Source organism: Amycolatopsis sp. NPDC005003 (genome assembly GCF_053600695.1).
In genome coordinates this window covers 1-13,138 of record NZ_JBSGAI010000064.1, presented here as the reverse complement: position 1 = coordinate 13,138, position 13,138 = coordinate 1, and the positions used below count along the sequence as shown (strand labels likewise).

Sequence of the window (13,138 nt, the reverse complement as noted above, 5' to 3'; positions counted from 1 at the left end):
CTCACGCCTCCCGAATGGCCGAGCGCGGGTCGAGCAGCCCGAGCACGACGTCGACCAGCAGGTTCACCAGCAGCACGCCGATGCCGTAGACCAGCACGATCCCCTGCACCAGCGGGTAGTCCTTCTGCATGATCGACTGGACGATCGTCGAGCCGAGGCCGGGCCAGGCGAAGACGTTCTCCACCAGCACCGTGCCCGCGACCATCCCGGTCAGCATCAGCCCGCCCAGCGTCAGCGTCGCGGTCAGCGCGTTCGGCAGCGCGTGCCGGACGTAGACCAGCCGCGCCGGCAGCCGCTTCGCCCGGGCGGTCCGGACGAAGTCCGCGCCCAGCACCGAAAGCAGCTCCACCCGGACGATCCGGGCGAGCACCGCCGACGGCGCGGCGGCCAGTGCCGCGACCGGCAGCACGTACGCGCTCGCGTCGTCGCCGCCGGCCACCGGGAACCAGCCGAGACCGACCGCGAGCAGCGCCACCAGCGCGACCGCCACCAGGAATTCCGGGACGGCGGCGAGGAAGGCGCTCACCGACGTGAAGGCCAGCTCGCCGCCGCGGCGGCGGCCGCCGCGGGTCAGCACCGCGAAAGTCACGCCGGCCGGGATCGCGACGGCGACGACGACCGCGAAGGCGAGAACCGCCAGCTGCAGGGTCGCCGGCAGCCGGTCGCCGATCACCTGCGCGACCGGCTGGCCGCTCGCCATCGACGTCCCGAAGTCGCCGGTGACCAGGCCGCGCAGGTAGTGCCCGTACTGCACCCACAGCGGGTCGTCGAGGCCGAGTTCCAGCCGCTTCGCCCGCACCAGGTCGGCCGGGGCGGTCATGCCGAGCGCGGCGCGCACGGGATCGCCCGGGACCAGGTGGATCATCAGGAAGGCCGCGGTGACCAGCGCCCACAACGAGACGGCGAATCGGGTCAGCCGCCGCGCGGCGAACGCCGGCCACCCTCCGCCGCGCAGCCGCGCGGGCGCCACCGCCGTGGTCATCGCGCGTACATCCGGATCGACGACGGCGTGACGCTGCCCTGGCTGACGTCGAACCGCGTCCCGCTCGCGTAGATCGGCACGACGGAGTCGACGTAGGGCACCACGTCGACGCGCTTGATCAGCGCCGTCTCGGCGGCTTCCCAGGCCGGGCAGCTGGCCGGGCCGGCCAGCGCGGCCGCCTGCTTGACGCCCTGGTCGTACTCGGGATTCGCGATGTGGCCGAAGTTGGTCCCGTCCGGCGCGGCCGGGCCGGACACGAACGGCACGAGCTGGCTGGGCAGGGTCAGCCCGAGCGGCCCGAGCGAGACCTCCCACTCGCCGGTGCCGAACAGCACCTGGGACAGCCCGGGACTGTCGACGGCCTTGAGCGTGACCTCGGCGCCGAGCGACTTCCACGTCTGCTGGGCCAGTTCGGCCGTGGGCGCCATCGTCGGGCCGAGCTGGGTGCCGTAGAGGACGGTGAGCGCCAGCCGCTTGCCGCCCTTGACGCGCACGCCGTCGGCGCCCGCCTTCCAGCCCGCGGAGTCCAATGTGGACGCGGCCGCCGCCGGGTCGTGGGTGGGCAGGTGGCCGGTGACGGTGTCGCCCGAGCACGCCTTCGGGTCGGCGGTGACCAGGCCCTGCGACGGCTTGCCGGTGCCGTTGGTCAGCACCTTGCCGAGCTGGGCGAGGTCGAGGGCCTGGGTGAGCGCGCGCCGCACGGCCTCGTCCTGGCCGGGGCGCCCGGCGGCCTGGTTGTAGAAGATCTCGCCGAGCGGGGCGAGGAAGTCCGCGTGGAAGAGCTTGCGCGCTTCCAGCCGCTGGCGGTCCGGCCCGTTGATCGGCGAGGCGCTGAGTTCGCCGGACAGCAGCAGGTTCGCCGCCGTGGCGGTGTTCGGGATGACCCGGATGACGACCTTGTCCGGCAGGCCGGGCTGCTGGGCTTTCCAGTCCCCCGGTCCCCACGTGTAGTCCTTGCGGCGGGTCAACGCGTAGTGGTCGTTCGGCACGATCTCGGAGACGGCGAACATGCCGGTGCCGCTGCCGCCCTTGGCCAGCAGGTTCCGGTCGGCCAGGCCGGTGCCGCAGACGATCGGCAGGGCGCCGACGTTGCGGAGCAGGAACGCGTCGGGCGCGCCGCTGGTGACGGTGACGGTCCGGGTGGCTTCGTCGGCGGTGGCCTTGGTGCCGGGCGTGATCGTCAGGCCGGCGTAGGGCGACTTGTTCGCCGGGTCGCCGACGAACCCGATGTTCGCGGCGACGTCGGCGGCGGTCAGCGGCGCGCCGTCCGCGCAGGTGATGCCGGGCCGTAGGGTGAACGTCGCGGTGGTCGTCGTGGCGTCCCACTTCTCCGCGAGCGCCGGCAGCGGCTTGCCGTCGGGAGCGAGTTCGAGCAGCGGGTCGTAGAGGAACCGGTCGACCTGGCCGGTCACCGACAGCACCGACATGTGCGGGTCGAGGTTCCCCGGGTCGGAGCCGAGCCCGAGGGTGAACGTCTTGCCGTCGGCCAGTGCGCCACCGGCCGCGTCGGCGCCGCCCGGTCCCCCGCAGGCCGTGGCCACGAGGGCGAGCGCACCGAGCAGGACCACCGCCGCTGTATCAAACCGGGGCTTCGCCCCGGGCCGGGGGCTCCGCCACCCGGACCCCCGCAAGGAATGGGTGTGGGTCATGTTGTTTCCTTCCGGAGGTGGTCCACGGCGAGGCGGCCGGCCTTGCCGATCGCCGCGTCGACGGCGGGTTGCCGTTCGGACAGGGAGTTCGCGCGGGTGAAGACCGCGACGGCGAAGCGACGGCCGTCCGGGTAGGACACGACGCCCGCTTCGTTGCGGACCGCCGGCAACGTGCCCGTCTTGGCCGCGACCGTGACCTCCGCGGGGAATCCGGAGGACAGGCGGTGCGGCCAGATCTGCCGGGCCAGCATCGAGCGGACCCGCTCGCACGCCGCCGGGTCGCCGGCCCGGTCGGTCCACACCGCGTCGAGCAGCTCGGTGATCTCCCGCGGCGTGGACGACGTCGTGCGCCCGGGGTCCAGCACCGCCAGCTTCCAGGTCTCTTCCGCCGTCGCGCCGGCGAACACCGCGTCGATGTCGGCGCCTTCGGCCGCCCCGAGATCGGCGAGAACGGAGGCGAACAGGTCCTCGCAGCAGCCGATCACCCGCGTCCGCCGCAGGCCGAGGTCGGCCGCCACGCGGTCGACGGCCGCCGCCCCGATCCGGTGGTAGACGACGTCGGTGGCGGCGTTGTCACTCATCGTCAGCATGAACAGCGCGAGGTCGCGCCAGCTCATCTCGACGTCGTCGGCGCAGCCCGCGGTCCCGATCCCGCCGATGCGGTAGCGCGGCCCGACGCGGGTCCGGGCCGTCTCGTCGAGCCGTCCCGCCGCCACCTCCCGGGCGTAGGCGACGGCGACCGGGATCTTGAACACCGACGCCAGCACCACCGGGTCGTCCGCGCCGACGGCCACCTCTCCCCCGCCGCCGATCTCCCGCGCGTGCAGGAAACCCCGCACGCCCGCTTCGGCGAAGACGGCGGCGATCGCCGCCTCGACGGTGCTCACGCGGTCACCCGCCGGTCGGCGCGGCCGGTGTGCAGGTACAGCGCGCGGCCGGTGCCGTCGTCGCCGACGAAGGCGTGCGGCACGTACATGCCCTGCATCGGCTCGGCCAGGATGAGCGTGTCGCCATTCATCGCGACCAGCTCGGTCTTCTCCGGCTTGGCCAGCTCCGCGAAGATCCCCTTCGGGACGCGCTCGACCCAGACGCGGCCGTCGTCGTCCTGGCTGACCACGATGTCCGCCACCGACGAGGAGTACTCGCCGACGTACCGCGAGGCGTCGACGCGCGGCGCGGCCGGGTCGGGCACCGGCGGCACCGGCAGCTCGATGCCGGCCAGCTCGCGCAGGACGTGCCCGAACACCTCGGTGTAGACGGCGATCGGGTCGCCGCCGTTGGTCAGCAGGGCCACCGCGACACCGTGCTCCGGGGCCACGCGCAGGAACGCCGACTGGCCGATCGTGCTGCCGTCGTGGCCGACGACCGCCCCGCCGGGCGCGTCGAACAGCGACCAGCCGAGGCCCCACGCGTCGCCGAACAGGCCGAGGTCGGGCAGTTCCACCAGGCGGTCCCGCATCGCGCGGGCGCTCTCCGCGCTCAGCACGCGGGTGCCGTCGGGGCCTTCGCCGTCCCGCAGGTGCATCGCGGCGAACGTGACGAGGTCCCGCGGGCGCATGGCGAGCATCGAGCCGGCCGGGGCGTTGGACGCTGCCAGCGCCCAGATGCCCGCGGGTTCCGGGTCGGCGCCGGGCGACGACGTCAGGTGCCCGAGCGCGGCGCGGAACCGGATCGCTTCGTACGGGCTGGGTGCCGCGTGCGTCAGGCCGAGCGGCGTGAACAGGTGGTCCTGGAGGCATTCGTCGTAGGTCTTGCCGCGCAGCACTTCCACGAGCCGGCCGAGCACGCAGAACGCGGCGTTGTTGTAGGAGAACATCTCCCCCGGGGCGAAGAGCTGAGGCACGTCCCCCAAGGTGGCGACGTACTTTTCGATGCAGTCGGCGCCGCGGCCGGTGTCGGTGAAGATGTCGCCTTCGAAGCCGGCGGTGTGGCACATCAGCTGCCGGACGGTGATCCGCGCGGCCGCGTCTTCGTCGCCGAGCACGAACTCCGGCAGGTACTTCCGGACCGGCTGGTCGAGGTCGAGCCGGCCGTCGTCGACGAGCTGCATGGCCAGGGTGGCCGTCCAGACCTTGGTGATCGAGCCGATCTGGAACAGCGAATCGACGTCCGCCTCGACGCCGGTGCCGGTGTTGAGCACCCCGGCGGCGTGGTCGGCGATCTCGCCGCCGGCGTACACGGCGACGGCCGCGCCGGGCACGTGGTGCTCGGCCAGCAGGGCGGGGAGGCGGTGTTCGAGCCAGGCGGAGACTTCGGGGAGTTTCGGCATGGGGACCTCTCGTTTCGCTAGGCGAGCCAGGACTTCGCGGTGGTCACCTCGGCCAGCCGCTCGGGGATCGGGGTGACGCCGAGCCCGGGCCCGGACGGCACCGGCAGCCGTCCGGCGTCGAGCACGAACGGCTCGGTGATGTCCGTGCGGTAGAAGCGGTCCGACGCCGAGGTGTCGCCGGGCAGCGTGAACCCGGGCAGCGACGCGAGCGCGACGTTCGCGGCCCGGCCCAGCCCGGTTTCGAGCATCCCGCCGCACCAGACGGGGATGCCGTGCGCGGCGCAGACGTCGTGCACCCGCCGCGCCTCCAGGTAGCCGCCGACCCGGCTGGGCTTGATGTTGACGATCCGGCAGGCGCCGAGCCTGATCGCGTCGGCGGCCGACCGCGCCGACACGACGGTTTCGTCCAGGCAGATCGGCGTCCGGAGGTGCTTGGCCAGTTCGGCGTGGCCGAGCACGTCCTCTTCTTCCAGGGGCTGCTCGATCAGGAGCAGCCCGAACGGGTCGAGGCGTTGCAACTGCGGGACGTCCGAGAGCGTGTACGCCGTGTTCGCGTCGACCTGCAGCAGGATGTCGTCGCCGAAGCGCTCGCGGACCGCGCGCACCGGCTCGACGTCCCAGCCGGGCTCGATCTTCAGCTTGATGCGGAGGTACCCGGCGTCGAGGTAGCCGCCGACGACGTCCAGCAGCTGCGGGATCGTGTCCATGATCCCGACGGACACCCCGCACGGCACGGTGTCCGAAGCAGACCCCAGCGCGGTGCCGAACGACAGGCCGTGTGCCCGCAGCTCGGCGTCGAGCACGGCCATTTCCAGCGCGGCCTTGGCCATCCGGTGGCCCTTGAACTTCGCCAGCAGCGGCGTGACGCGGTGCGCCGTGAGGTCGCCGGCCGCCAGCAATGCGGGGACGAGGAAGGCCTGGAGCACGTGCTCCACCCCGTCGATGTACTCCGAGGAGTAGAGCGGGCCGGCCATCGCCCCGCACTCGCCCCAGCCTTCGCCGTCGGACGTCACCACGCGCAGGAGCAGCAGTTCGCGTTCGGCCTGCGTGCCGAACGACGTCCGGAACGGCGCCACCAGCGGCATCCGCACGCGGAGGAGTTCCACCCCGGTGAGTTTCACGACGAGTGCTCCCTTGCGATGACGTAGAAACCGGTCCGGTCGAACCCGGTGACCGAGGCCCCCTCGGCGAGCAGGCCGCCGAGCACGTCCCGCAGCGCGACCCGCCAGGCCCGGCCCCGCTCCGGGTCGGCACGCCGGAGCGCCTCGATGTCCGGCGGGACGGCGACCAGCACCACCGGCGCGTCCGCGGAGCCGGTGACCGGCCGGGCGTCGGGGCCGGCCGCCAGCGCGACCGCGGCGCCCGCGGCCCGCAGCGCCGCCGCGTCGACCCGGTCCGGACGGCCGGCGGCGGCCGCCCGGACCGGCGGGCTCGCCAGGTCCCAGGCGACCATCAGGCGGTCGGTGTCGCCGGTGCCGTTGATCCCGTCGCGCATCGGGCCGTAGAAGTCCGGCAGGTAGCGCGCCGGGCGGGCGGCGAGCTTGGTCAGGTTGAAGTGGGCGTTGCGGCGCACCAGCGGGTCGAACGTCCAGGAGATCACCGCCACGCCCTGGCGCAGTGCCCACGCGCGCTGGTGCAGCTTGAGCGCGAAGCCGATGCCGCGGCCGTGGCCGGCCGTCGCCACCCCGGCGATGTGGCTGTGCAGCCCGCCCTTCGCGGGCTCGCCGAAGAACCCGAAGCAGGCGCCGAGCAGTTCGGGCCCGTCGAACGCGCCGGCGACGTAGTTGCCCGCCGACACCATGGCCCGCAGCAGCTCGGCCGTCACGAGCGGGTTTCCGGGCGGGGGCCGCCAGATCGACTCGAAGAGCCGGGACACCGCGGTCAGGTCGGCGACCTCGGCCAGGGTCCGGATCCGGACGCCCGAGGCGAGGGCGGCGCGGGCCGCCGCGGCGGTGGCCTCGTCCCGCAGCGGCGGGGCTGTGTTCGTCACGACTTCTGTCACGCCCACCATCCTTTCCGGACGTTCGCCGCCGGTCACCGTTGTCCCGCACGGGATTCCGTGGCCGTGTTCGTCGGCGTGGACGAACTCCGCCGCGCCAGCACGGTTTCGGTGAGCGCGGCGAGCAGCGCGGTCCGCCGGGGCAGCTCCGCGACGACGACGTGCTCGTCGTCGGCGTGCGCTCCCCCGCCGACCGCGCCGAGGCCGTCGAGCGTCGGAACGCCCAGCCCCGCGGTGAAATTGCCGTCCGACGCACCGCCGACCGCGGCCTGGGTGAGTGTCCCGCCCGCGAGTTCGTTCGCGAGCACGAACAGCTCCGAAGACGCTCCCGCGTCCAGCGGTGCGCGGTTGATGCCGCCGGCGATGTGGATCCGGGCCTCTTCGTGCACCGGTGCGAGGCTTCTGATGGCGCGGTCGACGCGGTCTTGTTCGGCCGCGTCCCACACCCGCACGTCGACGGCGACGCTCGCCTTGGCGGGCACGGTGTTCGTCGTGGTCCCGGCCGTCAGCGCGGTCGGCACGACGGTGGTGCCCAGGTCCGCGTCGGCGAGCGCGGCGATCGTGAGGATCTGGTGGGCGACTTCGATCCCCGCGTTGACGCCCTTTTCCGGTTCGAGGCCGGCGTGCGCGGCGCGGCCTTCGACCTCGACGCGGTACAGGGAAACGCCTTTGCGGCGCGTCTTCAGCGCGCCGCCGTCGGCCGAGGCTTCGAGCACGAAGACCGCGTCGCAGCTCTTGGCTTCCGCTTCGATCAAGGGGCGGGACCGCGGCGAGCCGATTTCTTCGTCGCCGGTGACGAGGATCGAGAGGCCGTCGCGATCGGGCAGCGCAGCGGCGGCGTGCAGGGCCATCACGACCCCGGCCTTCATGTCGAAGCAGCCGGGCCCGCGCAGGATCCCGTCGCGGGCTTCGAAGGGGTGCGTGCGCAGGGAGCCCAGTGGCCACACGGTGTCGTGGTGGCCGAGCAGCAGCACGCGCGGCGGGCCGTCGCCGAACCGCCAGCGCAGGTGCGTGCAGCCGTCGGTGAGGATCCGTTCGGGCTCGACGCCGAGCAGGCGGCGGCCGATGGCGGCGACGACCTCGGCGCTGCGCGCGACGGCTTCGTGGTCGGCCGAAGGCGACTCGCACCGGACGAGCGTCGCGATGTCGTCGATCAGTTCGCTCACTTCGGCTCACCCCGCAGCGGCTTGCCGGGCAGCGCGTTCCGGTCCAGTTTTCCGTCGGCGACCACCGGGACCCCGGCGACGTAGAGGTGCCGCACGCCGTGAGAGGGCCGGGTGGGGTCGGCGTAGGTGGCGGCGTCGGTGATGCGGTCCGGATCGAGGACGACGACGTCGGCGTCGGCTCCGGCGCCCAGGCGGCCCTTGCGGCGGGCCGCGGGCGCGACCTCGTCGAGGAGCCGGGAGGGCAGGTAGGAGCAGCGCCGGAACGCCTCGAGCCAGCTCCAGGCGCCGGCCTCGCGGACCATCAGGCGCAGGGTCTTGGCGAAGGTGCCCGCGGTGCGCGGGTGCGTCCGGCCACCGGGCGGCAGCGGCCACTCGGTGCTTTCGGAGCGGCCGTCCGGCCAGGACACGGGCATCGCGTCACTGGCGACAACGGCGTCGGGGAAGGTCAGGGCCCGGTGCAGCAGCGCGCGTTCGCCGGGGTTCTCCTCGTCGAGGAACTCCAGCAGGCAGGGCGCGCCCGGGTCGTCCCGCCGGAGCTGACGCAGGCGGGCCTCGTCGCGGACGCGTTCCCCGGTTTCCAGGATGACCACACTGGACGGCCGGAGTCCCTTGAGCCGCAGGCGGTCCGGGTCGATGAAGGCGGCGCCGACCGCGGTGCTGCCCGCACCGTAGGGATAGGCCTCGACGGTGACGCGGGAGCCGGCGCGGCGGGCGTCGTCGAGGGTGGCGAGGACGCGGTCGATGTGGTGGCCGGAGGTGCTGTTGACGTGGCAGTGGTGCATCGCGGCGCCGGTCTCCCCCGCGGCGGCGGCGATCTCGCCCGAGCCGTCGACCGGGATCGCGGGGTCGACCTCGACCAGCTCGCGGACATGGGTGTAGGTGGGCACCCCGGCCGTCGCGGCGAGGTGGGCGACGGCGAGGAACTCCCCCGGCGCGGTCTGCGGCGCGTACCCCATGAGGACGCCGATGCCCAGGGCACCGGCCGCCAGTTCGGTGTCCAAAAGGGACAGCCAGGCGGCCAGCTCGGTCGGTGTGGAGGACCGTTGCCAGGCGGGGTTGCCCAGGACGGCCAGGCCGCTGTCGATGTTCGCGTCGGGCTCGATCCCGGCCAGGACCTGCGCGCGAGCCGCGCCCCAGGAGGCGGAGAAGCCGTAGTGCAGCGGCCGCCCGGCCGCGGCGGCTTCGGCGTAGGCCCGCTCGACGGGCATCAGGCCGGCCTCGAGGTCGAGCGCGGTGGTGACGCCGTCCATCGCCTGCAGCCGCTGCCCGGCGACGGAGTGCACGTGGCTGTGCAGGTCGACGAACCCGGGCCCGACGACGAGGCCGCTGACGTCGACCTCGGTGGCTTCGCCGGTCAGCCCGGCGCCCACGGCCTCGATCCCGCCCTCGGACAGGAGCACGTCGGCGACGCCGTCGAACCCGGTCCCCGGATCGACGACCCGGCCGCCCCGCAACAGTGTCCGCACCCGCCGCCTCCTCGTCACCGCCCGATCGAGGTGACGTTAGGAGGATTTCGCCCACCACCGTTCGTCCGCGACGACGAACTCCGGCGGTGAGATCCATCCGCGCGGACGAACCGACCACCCGGGTACGCGAGTCGTCCGGTCAGGTACGCGAGTCGTCCGTGTGGGTCAGGAAGCCGGGGTCACCGGGGCCAGCAACAGGCCGGTGATCGCGTCGATCAACCCGGTCCCCGCGTCGTTCCAGCTCGCCCGTGGGGTGGGGGTGCCCTCGGCCAGCGCGCGCTCGCGCTCGGCCGTCATGTGGATCATCAGCTGGCGGGCCATGTCGGCGCGCTCGGCGCGGACGTCCGGTGGGAGGCCGTCCAGGCAGCGGTTCAGCCCCTCGACCGCGCGGGCCAGCGCCGGCGAGGACAGCGACTCCTCGGCGATGATCGCCCGCAGTGCCGGGTCGGTCATCACCTGGGCGCTGAACCGCGCGAACCACGTCGGCGACCCCAGCTCGTGCAGGTAGCTCGTCGACGGGCGGACCAGGCAGGCCACCCAGTCGCGCAGGTCGCCGTCGCCGTCGATGGCCTCGACGAGCTCCTCGCGCAGCCGCTCGATCCGGACGGAGTGCTTGCGGGCGATCGCGCGGACCAGGTCCACTTTGGTGCCGAAGTGGTAGTTGACCGCGGCGTTGTTGCCCTGCCCGGCCGCCTCGCTGATGTGCCGGTTGGACACCGCGTGCACCCCGTGCTCGGCGAACAACCGCTCCGCCGTCACGAGGATGCTCTCCCGCGTGGCACTCGCGCGATCCGCCTTGACGTTCATCCACCCACCCGGTCACCCAGCCGCTCTGCCGGACCCCACCTTACGGATGCGGTCACCGGAGCTGTCCCAGCCACGCCCGGGCCGCGGCCAGGTAGCGGCGGCTGAACTCGCTCGACGGGGCCCAGGCCTCGAACCCGTGGGGCCCGCCGGCCACGACGTGCAGCGTCGTGTCGACGCCGGCCGCCCGCAGACGGCGGGCGTATTCGGCGGCTTCGTCGTGGAACAGGTCGATGTCCCCGACGCCGATCCAGGTGTCCGGCAGCCCGGCGACGTCGTCGCGGCGCGCCGGCACCGCGTAGAGCGGCACGACCGGGGCACCCGGTTCGGTCCCGAGGTAGGCGCGCCAGCCGAACCGGTTGAGGCGGTTGTCCCAGACCCGGTGGCCGGCGGCGTCGAGGCCGCGCCGGGCCGCCGTGCGGTCGTCGAGCATCGGGCAGAACAGCCACTGCGCCCGCGGCCGCTCGCCCTCGTCGTGCAGGCGCTGCACGAGGGCCGCGGCGAGCCCGCCGCCGGCGCTCTGCCCGCCGACGACCACCCGCTCCGCGGCGACGCGGCCCCGCAGCCACGTCCAGGCGGTGTGGCAGTCCTCGAGCGCCGCCGGGTAGGGGTGCTCCGGGGCGAGGCGGTATTCGGCCGACACCACGGTGATGCCGAGTTCGCTCGCCGTCCCGGCGCAGAACCGGTCGTCCTGCGCCGCGCCGCCGATGACCAGGCCGCCGCCGTGGATCCACAGCAGCGTGACGTCGGACTGGGGCGTCCGCGGCCGGTACACCCGCAGGCCGGGGTGCAGTTCGACGGTGACGCCCGGCAGCGACGGCGGCCGCATCCGCGCGCCTGCCGTGCGCAGCAGGCGCCGCACCCAGGCCCGCTCCAGCGGCAGGCGCGGCATCCGCCGGACCCGGCCGCGCAGTTCCGGCGCCACCGCCGACAGCGGCACGGTCACTGCACCGACCAGCCGCCGTCGGAGGGCAGCAGGGCGCCGTTGACGTTCACGCCGTCGTCGCCGAGCAGGAAGGTGATCGACGCCGCCAGCTGCTCGGCCGTGGCAATCGGCGGGATCAGCCCGAGGAACTCCCCGATCCGGCCCTGCCCGAACGCCGACGGTTCCGCGTGCATCCCCATCCCGGTGGCGACGCCGCCCGGCGCGACGGCGTTGACGCGGATGCCGTGCGGCCCGTACATGAAGGCACAGCTGCGGGTGATCCCGACGACCGCGTGTTTCGAAGCGGTGTAGGCGATCCCGGCGGCGGAGCCGCGCAGCGCCGCCTCGGAAGCGACGTTCACGATGGCCCCGGAACCCGCTTCGAGCATCGCCGGGACGACCGCGCGGATGAGCCGGAACGTCCCGTCGACGTTCACGGCGAAGACGCGCCGCCACAGCTCGTCGCTCACCTCGTGGGCCGGGGAGAAGTCGTCGACGACCCCGGCCACGTTGGCGAGCCCGTCGATGCGCGGCCCCGCGGCGGCGAGGATCCGCGCCACGCCGTCTTCGCCGGTGATGTCGGCCGGCACGGCGACGAGCTTCGCCGAGCCGAGGCTTGCGGCGAAGTCCGCCAGCCGGTCCGCCGAGACGTCGACCGCGACGACCCGGCCACCCTCGCGGGCGATCCGGGACGCGGTGGCCCGGCCGATCCCGGAGGCGGCGCCGGTCACGACGACCGTCCGGCCCTCGAAGCGGCCGGGCACGATCCGCTCGCGCCACCCCGCGCGCCCGGCTCCCGGCGCCGGGACCACGCCGTGGTTGGCCCGGGCCACCAGGTCGTCGACGACGTCCTGGGCGAGCCGTCCCTGGCTGAGGACGACCAGCTGCCGCAGCGGCAGCAGGCGGACCGGCGCGAGGGCGGTCTCGTCGACCCCGGCTTCGGCGAGCAGGGCCCGGATGAGCGGGCCGCCGTCGGGGTGGGCGACCCACTCCCCGATCGGGCTGTCCGCCGTGAGCGGTTCGGTGGTGGTCATGGCGGCAGCGTACCCCAATTTAAGTCAAGTGCTTGAGTTAAATGGGTGGCGAGATCCCGGCGCCTCCTGACCATCGAGCCACTGGCCGCCCGGGCGGGCGGTTCCTACCGTCGGACTCGTGATCGAGATCCTGGCGCCGATCCTCATCGGCCTCGCGTATGTCCTGCTCAACTCCCTGATCCCGGAGCGGCACCGGCAGCGGTTCAACGCCGTGATGGTCGGCGGCGCGGGCGCGGCCTACCTCTCCGGCGGGGCGCTCGGGCCGTGGGAGCTGGCGTTCTGCGCGGTGCTGACCTACGTCGCGTTCCGCGGGCTGGACTCCTGGACGTTCATCGGCATCGGCTGGCTGCTGCACACCGGCTGGGACGTCGTCCACCACCTCAAGGGCCAGCCGATCCTGCCGTTCGCGCACGACTCGTCGTTCGGCTGCGCGATCTGCGACCCGGTCATCGCGATCTGGTGCTTCACCGGGGGCCGGTCGGTCTTCGCGTGGCGGCGGGTTGGCGCCCGTGTCACCCGGGTACCCGGGTGACATGAGCGCCGACGTCGAACGCGCCGCGCACGCCTACTGCCCCCGGTGCCACCCGGACCCGCGCCCCGGGGACGTGCTCAAGGCCCTGTGCGGCGCCCGCCACCCGTACTACGGCCGCCGCGACCGGCCGGTCAACACCTGCCCGGCCTGCGCGCGGCTGGCTTCGGCGAACGTCTACGCCTGCGGCCACCCCGGCGCCTGAAGGCCGCCCCGGACCGGGCGGATTCCAGGGGTCGTTGCAACACGTGTGATCAACTGGCTTTGGCCAGGAGTGTAGCCAAGCGCTCGGCTGGGGTGTCCCAGCCGAGCGTT

At 73.8% G+C, this 13,138-nt stretch carries 13 protein-coding genes; 2 read left to right on the top strand and 11 right to left on the bottom strand.

The window, feature by feature from the left end:
* Position 1 precedes the first annotated feature (1 nt).
* The 11 genes from ACWED2_RS43600 to ACWED2_RS43550 form a co-directional block, all read right to left on the bottom strand.
* Positions 2-982 (bottom strand): ABC transporter permease, encoded by a 981-nt coding sequence (locus ACWED2_RS43600; RefSeq protein ID WP_449696388.1) that lies wholly within the window; start codon positions 980-982, stop codon positions 2-4.
* On the bottom strand, positions 979-2,550 hold the full coding sequence (locus tag ACWED2_RS43595) for an ABC transporter substrate-binding protein (RefSeq protein WP_449696387.1): 1,572 nt from the start codon (positions 2,548-2,550) through the stop codon (positions 979-981). The genes ACWED2_RS43600 and ACWED2_RS43595 overlap by 4 nt, the downstream gene beginning before the upstream one ends.
* A gap of 77 nt (positions 2,551-2,627) precedes the next feature.
* On the bottom strand, positions 2,628-3,518 hold the full coding sequence (locus tag ACWED2_RS43590; protein WP_449696386.1) for a serine hydrolase: 891 nt from the start codon (positions 3,516-3,518) through the stop codon (positions 2,628-2,630).
* Positions 3,515-4,900 carry a serine hydrolase domain-containing protein gene (locus tag ACWED2_RS43585; protein ID WP_449696385.1) on the bottom strand — a complete coding sequence of 462 codons (1,386 nt, stop codon included), beginning with the start codon at positions 4,898-4,900 and terminating at the stop codon, positions 3,515-3,517. Before ACWED2_RS43585 ends, ACWED2_RS43590 begins: the two co-directional genes overlap by 4 nt.
* Before the next feature lie 17 nt (positions 4,901-4,917).
* Positions 4,918-6,021 carry an o-succinylbenzoate synthase gene (menC, locus tag ACWED2_RS43580; RefSeq protein WP_449696384.1) on the bottom strand — a complete coding sequence of 368 codons (1,104 nt, stop codon included), beginning with the start codon at positions 6,019-6,021 and terminating at the stop codon, positions 4,918-4,920.
* Positions 6,018-6,911, bottom strand: a complete 894-nt coding sequence (locus tag ACWED2_RS43575; protein ID WP_449696383.1) for a GNAT family N-acetyltransferase — start codon at positions 6,909-6,911, stop codon at positions 6,018-6,020. The genes menC and ACWED2_RS43575 overlap by 4 nt, the downstream gene beginning before the upstream one ends.
* Before the next feature lie 23 nt (positions 6,912-6,934).
* Entirely contained in the window at positions 6,935-8,065 is a 1,131-nt protein-coding gene (locus tag ACWED2_RS43570; protein ID WP_449696382.1) for a M20 family metallopeptidase, read from the bottom strand.
* Complete coding sequence (locus ACWED2_RS43565) at positions 8,062-9,531, bottom strand: amidohydrolase family protein (RefSeq protein WP_449696381.1); 1,470 nt, start codon at positions 9,529-9,531, stop codon at positions 8,062-8,064. The genes ACWED2_RS43570 and ACWED2_RS43565 overlap by 4 nt, the downstream gene beginning before the upstream one ends.
* 165 nt (positions 9,532-9,696) lie before the next feature.
* The gene (locus tag ACWED2_RS43560; protein ID WP_449696380.1) at positions 9,697-10,338 is read right to left on the bottom strand and encodes a TetR/AcrR family transcriptional regulator; all 642 of its coding nucleotides are present in this window, start codon (positions 10,336-10,338) and stop codon (positions 9,697-9,699) included.
* 52 nt (positions 10,339-10,390) lie between these two features.
* Positions 10,391-11,281, bottom strand: coding sequence for an alpha/beta hydrolase (locus ACWED2_RS43555; RefSeq protein ID WP_449696379.1), 891 nt, complete (start codon positions 11,279-11,281; stop codon positions 10,391-10,393).
* Entirely contained in the window at positions 11,278-12,294 is a 1,017-nt protein-coding gene (locus tag ACWED2_RS43550) for an SDR family NAD(P)-dependent oxidoreductase (protein ID WP_449696378.1), read from the bottom strand. Before ACWED2_RS43550 ends, ACWED2_RS43555 begins: the two co-directional genes overlap by 4 nt.
* A 118-nt stretch (positions 12,295-12,412) precedes the next feature.
* Here ACWED2_RS43550 and ACWED2_RS43545 point away from each other — a divergent pair, with 118 nt between their 5' ends.
* Positions 12,413-12,826, top strand: a complete 414-nt coding sequence (locus tag ACWED2_RS43545) for a DUF6010 family protein (protein WP_449696377.1) — start codon at positions 12,413-12,415, stop codon at positions 12,824-12,826.
* A 1-nt stretch (position 12,827) separates the two neighbouring features.
* Positions 12,828-13,028: a hypothetical protein gene (locus tag ACWED2_RS43540; RefSeq protein WP_449696376.1), complete on the top strand. Its 201-nt coding sequence runs from the start codon at positions 12,828-12,830 to the stop codon at positions 13,026-13,028.
* Positions 13,029-13,138 lie beyond the last annotated feature (110 nt).